This window comes from Alkalibacterium psychrotolerans, from assembly GCF_054784355.1.
This window is the reverse complement of sequence record NZ_BAAGPH010000121.1, coordinates 1-11,291: the sequence shown is the minus strand read 5'-3', so window position 1 is coordinate 11,291 and position 11,291 is coordinate 1. Positions and strand designations below refer to the sequence as shown.

Sequence of the window (11,291 nt, the reverse complement as noted above, 5' to 3'; positions counted from 1 at the left end):
GTTTGTTGGTAACTACATTTTACCAAAGAGAGGTGTCTTTTTCTGTACTTTTAAGTTCAATATTCTAACTGATCTTTACGGTAAAAGGATAGAACGTCGTTCTTAGGGGTGCGAAACTTGAGTAATAGTCTAATAAAATAACTCGTAGTTTTGCATATCCATAAAAAACAAGTAGCTTATGAGAGCATTTCACCATATACTAAGAATTGATAGTATATATGTAAACGGTTTTAAAAATATAGACTGTGGATTGATTTTTCAGTTAAAGGAGTCAACCTATTATGGAAATGAAACGCTTTGAATTTAAGATAAGAAAAGAAATGATTAAATCTTCACTTATTACTGTAGTATCTATGCTTTTGCTGGCGATAGTGTTACTGGGTGCTTATACGATTAACATGAGGAACTATCGATTAAACGTAACAGCTGAATCATTCAGTACTATTATTCCATCAACAATTGACCACCACCATGAGGACCTGTTTATTAGCAATAAAGAAACGTTTAACAACTTTATCAGTAATACTGACGAAGTAAGCGATAGCCAATTGTACCGGCTTTTTTATACTTTTAATTCACAACAGACTATCAATAGTGAATTGCTTGTATTAAACGAAAACTATATGCCTCTTTTGTCGACGAATAATGTATTTGAAGATAATTATGCTTTCCTCAATTACATATCTATTGTTTTAAATAATGAAAAGGAATCTGGTTACGACAACAAATTACGTGTCTTTCGAAGCAACAATGAAACTTTTCTACTCTATTTTTTTCCATTTTACAAAAGAGAAGTTGAGGTAGGATTTGGAGTATCGATAATTAACGGGAAAGAGTTTCAAATTTTGAACCAAGATACACCTACTAATTACGTCATTTATGATAATTTTTACAATGTGTTATCCACGAATAACGACCAGACATTAATGCAGACAGGTAAACTTAATCATGACTTTTTGAATCCAGAAACGTCAAGCACTACATTTTCAACACGGGAACAAGAGCTATATAGTAACTTGAAATTAATGTCATTTGTATCTAACGATGGTCAATCAACTGTTTTACTTTCAAGTATAATTTTATTATTTTTCCTCTCACTTATTGTTATCTTGTACTCGATTTACTTTTCTATAAATATATCAAATCGAATAGGGCGATCTCTTTATTTCTTAAATAATGAAATGCAGCGAGTGAAAAAAATACCGAATTATCATATTAATATTCAAACGAATGATGAATTTGAAATTCTTGCCGATGACATAAATGTTATGGTAGATGATCTTAGACAGAGCCACCAAAAGTATCTTAGTATTAGTAAGTTAAATCATCAAATGGAAAAGAGAAAGCTTGAAGCTCAGTTCCACCCTCATTTTCTAGCAAATACATTAGAAACTATTAGATCGGCGATGTATGTTGATAAAAAACTCGCTGATGAGTTGCTACTAAGAATGAACAGTCTTCTTAGATATAGTATTGATGAGATGACTACTGACACTAAGTTGGTAGAAGACTTGGAGTACTTAAAAAATTATCTTGAAATTAGTAAAATTCGATTTGATGAATTTGATTTTGAATTAAGTTGTGAAAAGGGACTTGAACACATCAGTGTGCCGAAACTATTCTTACTTCCGTTGATTGAGAACAGCTTGAAGTATGGCTTTAAATACCGACGTGATTTAAAGATTAAGATTTTCATTTACCGACGGAATAACTCAATTATTTTTAGAGTATTGGACAACGGTAATGCATTGAATAAAGAAGCAAGTACGAAAGTCAGCTCTATGCTTGAAGATGACAACAACAAAACGTATCATCATGGTCTTAGAAATACTAAGCAGCGGATTTCTTTATTATATCCACAATCGAGTTTTAATCTTTTTTCTAAATTAAATTGCACAGTGAATGAAATTGTAGTTAAAGGAGTAGAACATGTATAAATTATTAATAGTAGAAGACGAAAAATTAATAAGACAGAGATTGATTTATGGAATCGACTTTGAAAAATTGAATTGTGTGGTTATTGGAGAAGCTCGGGACGGGAAAGAAGGCAGTGAGCTTATACAATCTATGACACCAGATATTGTGTTAACAGATATTAACATGCCAATAATGAACGCCTTTGATATGTTTGAGGAGACAATAAAATGCAATTACAGTGCCATAATTCTTTCGGGTTTTAATGAATTTTCAAATGCTCAGAAAGCTATAAAATACGGAGTAACTGAGTTTATAGTGAAGCCATTTAGGGAACAGGATATTTGTGAAGCAATAAAGAGGGCAATAGTTCAAGTTGACCACCAAAACTATTTCTTAAAATTAAGACAGACAGATCGTGTAAAAGATAAAGCTATACTGACTGATTCTTTATCAGGCATCGAAGATGAAGTTGTACTCGAAATGATTGAGTATGTTAAACATAACTACTGGAAAAAATTTGTATTCAACGATGTATCAAAAGAAATTGGCTACAGCTCTACATTACTACATGAAAAATTTAAGAAGGAAACACAGACTACATTTAATGACTACTTGAATCGGTACCGTATAAATAAATCCATACAGATGTTGAAGAATGAAGATAAAAAGGTTTATGATATCGCGGAAGAATGTGGATTCAGCGAGTATAAGTACTATAATAAAGTATTTAAAAAGTATGTCGGTGTCAGTACAACAGAATTTATTGAAAAATTGTAGTATATTTTCCAGATATAAAGAATAGTGGTATGTGAAAACGCTTCATTTATTGTGATAATAAGGTTAATACTAAAAGGGAGTGGAGAAAATGAATAAAAAGATGAAATTATTTTTTGGATTATTTGGTGCAACAGTATTAACTTTAGGCGCATGTAATAATGGGGCAGACACAGAAGATACCGATACTCAGGCAGGAGAAACTGAGGAAGCAGAAGATGGAGAAGAACCGACTGAATCAACTGACAGACTCGTAGTCTATTCACCAAACTCAGAAGGATTAATCAATGCAACCATCCCTGCATTTGAAGAACAATATGGCGTGACAGTTGATTTGATTCAAGCAGGAACTGGAGAATTATTCACTAAGCTGGAAAGTGAGAAAGATTCCCCAGTAGCAGATGTCATTTTTGGGGGAGGCTACTCTCAATATTCTATGAGTGAACATCTTTTTGAAGAATATGTTTCTTCGGAAAATGACAACGTTATAGAAGAATATCAGAATACAACTAATTTGTACACACCTTACACTTTAGATGGAAGTGTACTAATTGTTAACCCTGATGTAGTTGGTGACATTGAAATTACCAGCTATGAGGACTTGCTCCATGATGACCTAAAAGGACAAATATCCTCTGGCGATCCGTCTAACTCATCCAGTGCGTTTGCACAACTTACAAACATTCTAGCAGTTATGGGTGGTTATGAATCTGATGAGGCATGGGATTTTGTTAAAGATTTATATACTAATATAGACGGCAAAATTTCGCAGAGTTCTAGTAATGTATATCGTTCAGTAGCGGATGGAGAAATGGCTGTAGGATTATCCTATGAGGATCCGGTTGCTAAGTTAATTAGCGATGGTGGTAATGTTGAAATTGTTTATCCTGAAGAAGGAGTTGTATTTCTTCCAGCGAGTGCAGCAATAATTAATGGTGCTGAAAACAGAGAAAATGCTGAGCGCTTCATTGACTTCATTATTTCTCAGGAAATTCAAAACGTATTGTCTACAACGACAACTAACCGACCTGTAAGAGAAGATGTTGAAACAAACGAAAGTATGGAAGCCTTCGGAGATATCAATACTGTTCAGGAAGATATGGACTATGTTTCAGAAAATAGAGAAGAAATTATCAATCGCTATAATGAGATATTTGTAGAAATTGAATCAAACAGATAGGATGTGGAATGACTATGAGTCAAATAGAGATTAAAAATGCAAAAAAAATATTTGATCAAACTGTTGTCATTCCTGACTTAAATGTGACTATTCCAGAAGGGTCCCTGTTTACACTACTGGGACCTTCAGGTTGTGGTAAAACAACATTGCTCAGAATGATAGCTGGATTTAATACAATTGAAGGTGGAGACTTTTTCTTCAATAAAAATAGGATAAATGATCAGGATCCAAGTCGTAGAAATATTGGAATGGTATTTCAAAATTATGCTATTTTTCCTCATTTATCTGTAAGAGAGAATGTGGAGTTTGGTCTAAAACAACGCAAGCTTAAAAAGAGTGAAGTGAGGGCTACAGCTGAAAAATATTTAAAACTTATTCAAATGGAAGACTTCATGGACAGAAAACCAGATCAGTTGAGTGGTGGGCAGCAGCAGCGAGTAGCTTTAGCCCGTGCATTGGCAATCAACCCTGATGTTCTTTTAATGGATGAACCATTAAGTAATCTTGATGCGAAGCTGAGAATTGATATGCGTCAGGCTATTCGTGAAATTCAGAAAGAAGTAGGGATTACCACGGTATACGTGACACACGATCAAGAAGAGGCTATGGCAATTTCGGATAAGATAGCAGTAATGAAGGGGGGCATTATTCAACAGGTGGGCAAACCCAAAGAGCTTTATCACCGACCATCTAATGAATTTGTTGCGACTTTTATTGGTCGTACAAATATGATTAATGCCAAACTTATTAACCAGTCCGGCTTAGCTAAAATAGTATTTGACACAGGGTATACATTGTCAGTTCCAAAATTGAGTCATATTGAGACTCAGGATGTTCGGATAAGTATACGACCCGAGGACTTTAACAGAGTAGATTCAGTAGAAGACACTTTTAAAGCTACGATTAAGGATAGTATTTACCTTGGCCTGAATACTGAGTATATGGTAGAAATTGGAAATGAGAGTCATATACAAGTAACTGAAGAATCTAGTTTTGATGAAGATTTAAATTCAGGAGATGTCGTTTACTTCAAAGTTAATCCCAATAAAATTAATGTTTACAACTCTGATGGAACAGTTAACCTCACGGAGGTGGGGTGATGGATGCGAATAAATCTGAATTAAAAGGTGTTGTAAAAGTTGATCCGACGGCAATGACAGCCAATACTAAGAAAAAACGTTTTAGAATAGATATCTGGGGTGCTGCATCAATATTTATCTTCATCACATACCTGATATTCCTTGTCTATCCAGTTGGCAATCTTCTTAGACAATCTGTTTTTACTGAAAGTACTGGATTCACATTAGATAATTTTACGCGCTTTTTCTCCATGAGTTATTATTCGGGGACCCTTTTTAATAGTTTCAAAGTCTCTTTGACCGCAACATTTTTCGCTCTTGTTCTTGGAATACTTCTGGCATATTTATTTGCAATGTATGAATTTAAAGGTAAGAAGTTTCTGCGTATTTTAATTATTATTGCATCCATGTCTGCGCCATTTATAGGTGCTTACTCATGGATACTATTACTCGGTAGAAGTGGATTGATTACGCGTTTTTTAAGCGATTTGTTTGGATTTCAGATGCCAGATATCTATGGGTTTTCGGGAATTGTACTTGTGTTTTCCCTACAGCTGTTTCCTTTGATTTTCCTTTATGTTAACGGAGCATTTAAAAGTATTGATCAGTCAATTCTTGAAGCAGCGGAAGGAATGGGTGTCACAGGAATCAATAGATTCTTCAAAGTAGTCTTGCCTCTTTTAATGCCGACGGTCTTAGCAGGTGCTCTTCTTGTATTTATGAGAGCTTTCTCTGACTTTGGTACACCAATGCTGATTGGTGAAGGATACCGAACATTCCCAGTTTTGATTTTTACGGAATTTATTAGTGAGGTAGGGGGAGACTCTGCGTTTGCATCAGCTCTTGCTGTTATAGCAATCGTAATTGCTTTATCCATCTTCTTCCTACAACAGATAGTTGCGTTGAAGTATTCTTTTTCCATGAACTCCCTCCATCCAGTTCAAAACAAAAAATTGACTGGTGTAAAAAAAATCCTTGTCTATTTGACAAGTTACGGTATAGTTCTTACTGCTGTACTGCCCCAAGTTTATCTTGTATACACATCATTCCTCAATACAAGCGGAATGGTATTCCAGCCAGGATACTCTCTAGACAGTTATAGGGAAGCTTTTTCCAGAATGGGAAACTCGATTTTTAATACTATACGTATACCTATGCTGGCTATTATTCTGGTGGTTATATATGCTGTTTTCATTTCTTATTTAGCAGTAAGAAGACGAAATCCATTAACTGCGTCAATAGACACACTAAGCATGATTCCTTATATTGTTCCTGGTACCGTCCTAGGTATTGCATTTTTAACATCGTATAATACTGGAATTGGTGGAACAGGGTTACTAACAATTACCGGTACAACATTTATTATGGTAGTATCATTTGCTGTAAGACGACTTCCGTATACTATACGTTCATCTGTTGCAGCTTTGCACAATATCTCGCCATCGATTGAAGAAGCAGCACAAAGTTTGGGTAGTAGTAAAATGAACACATTCTTCAAAATTACTGTCCCGATGATGATGCCGGGTATTATAGCGGGCGCTATTCTAAGTTGGATTACTATGATTTCTGAACTTTCTACTTCAATTTTACTGTATACAGTAAATACACGTACTGTTACAGTAGCAATCTATACTGAAGTTATTCGAGGAAACTACGGTATAGCTGCAGCCTTATCAACTGTATTGATGCTGTTTACTGTACTCTCTCTCCTCTTATTCATGAAAGTTTCAGGAAAAGATGAAATAAGTTTATAAAAGAACTAAATATGGTGTCGGCTGGTTCAGATGAACCTGCTGGCACCATTTTCTTTTGTAAGATTATTAATAAATTTTTATGGTATCACTTGGTAAGAATGTGTACTAATTTTTTAAAATAATCTCTAAAAATGATATTCAGTTTATCTATATTTTTATTTGTAAGCCAGCAAGACATAAGTTTATAAAACTAAGTCTTAAAATGACCATAGCAGTAGAGGAGTGTATTTATTAATTAAATATATCTATCATGCTATAATATAACCAGTAAACAGTATATTTATAGGGGGCCTAAGACAAATGTGGGATGGATTTTTCGGTAATTTTGTTTCCGCTTTAATTGGTGGATTAGTAGCTTTAATTATTTCAACCATACAAATTAAAGCCAATAAGAAGGAATCACAGAAATTATTGCAGGAAGAGGCTAAGCAACAACTTTTACTTCAAAAGACAATGATACTAGATAATTATGAAATTGAAGAAGCCAATAATGCGCTTATTGTTATTCAGGAGTTGATTGATGATTTTATAAAATTCTATTACAGTCACAAAAAGCTACATAAAGAGTTGAATGACGACTCACTTCACTTCTCAGATAATGAACTGTTCAATAGAAGGGGAGAAGTGATGGAGTACAAGGCTAAAATTATGCAGCGTAAAGAATACTTAAGTAGTTCGGGTCTACATGACGTCGTAGTCAAGAGTGATTTACTTGATGCTATTTTAGCTAACTTTAAGTTGGTAAAGTGTTTAGAAGAAATGACTAATGCTGATTACAAAGCGGTATTGGCAGACATGAACACCACGAAAGATAATATTCATGATTACAAAAAACAAAAGCTGGGATCAATGAAAAAACATTTAGTAGATGTCAGCTAAAACTGAAGGAGGATATAATGGTCAAACGATTACTAAACTGTTTTGCGAGTGATTTTGAAAAGATGGACAAGGAAGACTTGAAGTCAGCTATAAAAGCGAGCGAAGGACGGACAATTTTGTCAGAAAATGTCGTCAGCATGACTGCTTCGACAGGCATCACCAACAGTGAAATTGCGCGGGCATTTGGTGCTGATCTCATTTTACTAAATGGACTGGACGTTATGGATCCACAAATCAATGGCATCGACAATCAAACTAATCCGATAGCGTATTTAAAAAAACTGGTCGGGCGCCCTATGGGGGTCAACTTGGAACCAGTGGATGAATCGGCAGTTATGGCTGAAGACCGCTTAACCATTTCAAAAGGCAGACAGGCATTTAAGGAAACCTACCAAAAAGCGAATGAACTGGGCTTTGACTTTATCTGTCTGACAGGCAATCCAGGAACAGGTGTAACTAACAAAGAAATTAATGAAGCATTGAAAGTCGCTAAAGATACATTTAACGGAGTCATTATTGCCGGGAAAATGCATGGCGCTGGCGTCAGCGAATCGGTTGTGGACATGAACGCTATTGAAGACTTTATTGATAACGGGGCAGACATTATCTTACTGCCGGCAGTTGGAACAGTTCCGGGAGTGACGCTCGAGATTCTTTCAGAAGCAGTGAAGCTGGCTAAAAAGCACAACGTTTTAACGCTTTCGGCCATTGGAACCAGTCAGGAAAGTGCAGATGCATCAACGATTAAGGAAATTGCTCTGCAGAACAAGATGGCTGGTGTAGATATCCAGCACATTGGCGATGCTGGATATGGGGGTATTGCACTTTATAATAATATTTTGGAGATGTCTCGAGTTATTCGGGGGGATCGCCATACGATTGCTCGAATTGCGGGTTCAAACATTCGGTAAAATAGACTTAAAAGACAGTTTAGGCTGTCTTTTTTTCTGCGTATAAAAAGGGTGTTTACCAGTAAAATCTTTAAATAATGCGAATCTCTCATGGTCATTCCATCCTATAACCGCTATAATAAAAATGTATGGAATGTAGAGCTAGGAAGTTTACAAATAATCATCTCTGTACAAGGTAAGAAAGACTGATTAGAATGAAAAAGTTAAGCGCTTAATATTACTAAATAATGACTAACTGACTGGAGGAGTAACATGACGCATACATATCATCTCGGTATTGATATCGGGGGGACGAATATTAAATACGCCAAAGTCTATGCCGACGGAAGTTTAGAAGATAAAAACAAGGTGAATACACCTCTTGATTTAGAAAGTTTTTTAAATCAGCTGGATCAGATTTACACGCAGTTTGACAGTAGCGCTATCGAATCCGTAGCCATCAGTATGCCGGGTAAAGTGGATACAGATGCAGGTATCGTCTATTTTGGTGGATCGCTGCCATTTTTGCATGATTTCAATTTCAAGGAACATTTTCAAAAGACTTACGGTAAAAACTGTACGATAGTCAACGATGCAAAAGCGGCAGCCTTATGTGAGTTATGGCTAGGGAATCTGCAGGGAATCCAGAACGGGATTGTCATTACCCTAGGAACAGGTATTGGTGGCGGAATTATCTTAGATGGAAAACTGTATCAAGGCACGAATTATCAGGCCGGGGAATTCAGTTTTCTGACAAACAATGTTTTTGACTTGAACCGAAAAAACATTGTAGGATATAAACTCTCTTCTGTGCATTTTATTGAAGAATGTGGGCGCATGCTGGGCTGGAGTGGGCCTGTTGACGGCGAGCGAGTCTTTGAAGAAATCAACAAAAGGGAAAACCCACACTTAATAGCATTTTTCAGACAATACGTTAGAGAAGTCGTCAATATGTTTGTCAATATTCATGTCCTGCTGGATCTTGAGAAAGTCCTCATAGGCGGGGGTATAAGTGAACAGGCGATTTTAATGGAGGAAATAGATAAACAATATGAGATTCTTAGAGAAGAGTCTGAATTTTATGGTCGCTTATTTGAACGGGTCACAATTGACACATGCGCATTCAAAAATAATTCCAATATTTTAGGGGCCGTTTTTGCTTCGATTGGGCAGCTTGGCGAAGAAGAATAGTAAAAAAAATTCAAAAAAACCATAGAGGAGTAGATGATGATTAATAAAGAAAACACATTTCCAAAAGATTTTTTATGGGGCGGAGCAGTAGCTGCTCACCAACTTGAAGGGGCGTATGACATAAAAGGTAAAGGATTGTCGACAGCTGATGTAATGACTGGAGGCGACGTCAACACTTCAAGACGCATCACGGACGGCATTGAAGCAGGTGAGTACTACCCAAACCATGAAGCGATTGATTTTTACCATCGTTTCAAAGAAGACATTGCTTACTTCAAGGAACTGGGCTTGAAAGCATTTAGAACGTCCATCAACTGGGCGAGAATTTTTCCAAATGGCGATGATTTGGAGCCAAACGAAGAAGGACTGGCTTACTACGACGAACTGTTTGATGAACTGCTGGCAAACGGTATTGAGCCGGTCATTACCTTGTCGCATTTTGAAATTCCGTATAATTTGTACTCTAATTACGGTGGCTTCAAAAACAAAAAGCTGATTGACTTCTTTGAACACTATGCTCAAACGGTGATGGAGCGGTACAAGGATAAAGTCAAATACTGGATGACCTTTAATGAAATCAATAACCAGATGGACAGCTTTGACGAGCTGCATGTGTGGACGAATTCGGCTGTTCAGTTTTCAGAAGAAGATAATAAAGAAGAAGTGACGATTCAAGCCAGTATCAATGAGCTGATTGCCAGTGCACGCGCGGTCACTATCGGAAAAGAGATCAATCCTGATTTTCAGATTGGCTGCATGATGGCCTATGTACCGGTCTATCCGTATTCAAGCAACCCCCATGATCAGCTGGCTGCCGTGAAAATGATGGAGCGCCGTTTCTTTTATAGTGATGTGCACGTCAGAGGTGAATTTCCGGACTATGCACTCAAAAACTGGGAAAAGAAAGGCTACAGCTTTGACTATACAGAAGAGGATTTAGCGGTACTTAAAGAAGGCACGGTTGACTATATCGGCTTCAGCTATTACATGTCGAACGCGGTGACGACACTGGAAGACGTCGAAGGCAGTCCGGTGAGAGATTACCCTGGTGCCAAAATGGTCGGTAACCCATACGTTTCAGCAAACGACTGGGGCTGGCAGATTGACCCGAACGGCCTGCGCTACACCTTAAACACAGTATATCAGCGCTACAACAAGCCGCTCTTTATTGTCGAGAATGGCATGGGCGCTTACGATAAAATTGAAGAAGACGGAACTGTCCAGGATGACTACCGAGTAGCTTACCTTAAAGAACACATCCAAGCGATGGAGCTGGCTGTGAATGAAGACGGCGTTGACTTGATGGGCTACACCCCCTGGGGCGTTATTGATATTGTCAGTTTCGGCACAGGGGAAATGGAAAAACGCTACGGCTTTATTTATGTGGATAAAGATAACCAGGGTAATGGAACCTTAGAGCGACGCAAAAAAGAATCCTTTAACTGGTATCAGAAAGTCATTGAAAATAATGGATTGACCAATTAATTTAGCTGAATGTTGAGGTAACACCCAATAATCTATGAAAAACTATGTATTAAAAAAATCTTGTTGCTCGTTTGATGCTAGCTATTGATCAGGTTAAATAAAAACTGATTTTTAAAAAAAGTTAGCCTTTAATAAGAGTCTA

Annotated in this window: 9 protein-coding genes; all 9 read left to right on the top strand. The window is 36.8% G+C overall.

What is annotated here, in order from left to right; genetic code table 11:
• Positions 1–281 precede the first annotated feature (281 nt).
• The 9 genes from ACYVLS_RS09840 (at position 282) to ACYVLS_RS09800 (ending at position 11,149) form a co-directional block, all read left to right on the top strand.
• Positions 282–1,937 carry a sensor histidine kinase gene (locus ACYVLS_RS09840; RefSeq protein ID WP_460324050.1) on the top strand — a complete coding sequence of 552 codons (1,656 nt, stop codon included), beginning with the start codon at positions 282–284 and terminating at the stop codon, positions 1,935–1,937.
• Positions 1,930–2,694 (top strand): response regulator transcription factor, encoded by a 765-nt coding sequence (locus ACYVLS_RS09835; protein WP_460324048.1) that lies wholly within the window; start codon positions 1,930–1,932, stop codon positions 2,692–2,694. Before ACYVLS_RS09840 ends, ACYVLS_RS09835 begins: the two co-directional genes overlap by 8 nt.
• A gap of 88 nt (positions 2,695–2,782) precedes the next feature.
• Positions 2,783–3,871 (top strand): extracellular solute-binding protein, encoded by a 1,089-nt coding sequence (locus ACYVLS_RS09830; protein ID WP_460324046.1) that lies wholly within the window; start codon positions 2,783–2,785, stop codon positions 3,869–3,871.
• A 14-nt stretch (positions 3,872–3,885) separates the two neighbouring features.
• Complete coding sequence (locus tag ACYVLS_RS09825) at positions 3,886–4,971, top strand: ABC transporter ATP-binding protein (protein ID WP_460324044.1); 1,086 nt, start codon at positions 3,886–3,888, stop codon at positions 4,969–4,971.
• 53 nt (positions 4,972–5,024) lie between these two features.
• A complete protein-coding gene (locus ACYVLS_RS09820; protein WP_460324052.1) occupies positions 5,025–6,704 on the top strand; it encodes an ABC transporter permease in 1,680 nt (559 codons plus the stop codon).
• A 300-nt stretch (positions 6,705–7,004) separates the two neighbouring features.
• The gene (locus ACYVLS_RS09815; protein ID WP_460324042.1) at positions 7,005–7,583 is read left to right on the top strand and encodes a hypothetical protein; all 579 of its coding nucleotides are present in this window, start codon (positions 7,005–7,007) and stop codon (positions 7,581–7,583) included.
• A 17-nt stretch (positions 7,584–7,600) separates the two neighbouring features.
• On the top strand, positions 7,601–8,494 hold the full coding sequence (locus tag ACYVLS_RS09810) for a DUF7916 family protein (protein WP_460324040.1): 894 nt from the start codon (positions 7,601–7,603) through the stop codon (positions 8,492–8,494).
• 252 nt (positions 8,495–8,746) lie between these two features.
• On the top strand, positions 8,747–9,664 hold the full coding sequence (locus ACYVLS_RS09805) for an ROK family protein (protein ID WP_460324038.1): 918 nt from the start codon (positions 8,747–8,749) through the stop codon (positions 9,662–9,664).
• A gap of 36 nt (positions 9,665–9,700) precedes the next feature.
• On the top strand, positions 9,701–11,149 hold the full coding sequence (locus tag ACYVLS_RS09800) for a 6-phospho-beta-glucosidase (RefSeq protein ID WP_460324036.1): 1,449 nt from the start codon (positions 9,701–9,703) through the stop codon (positions 11,147–11,149).
• Positions 11,150–11,291: the final 142 nt, after the last annotated feature.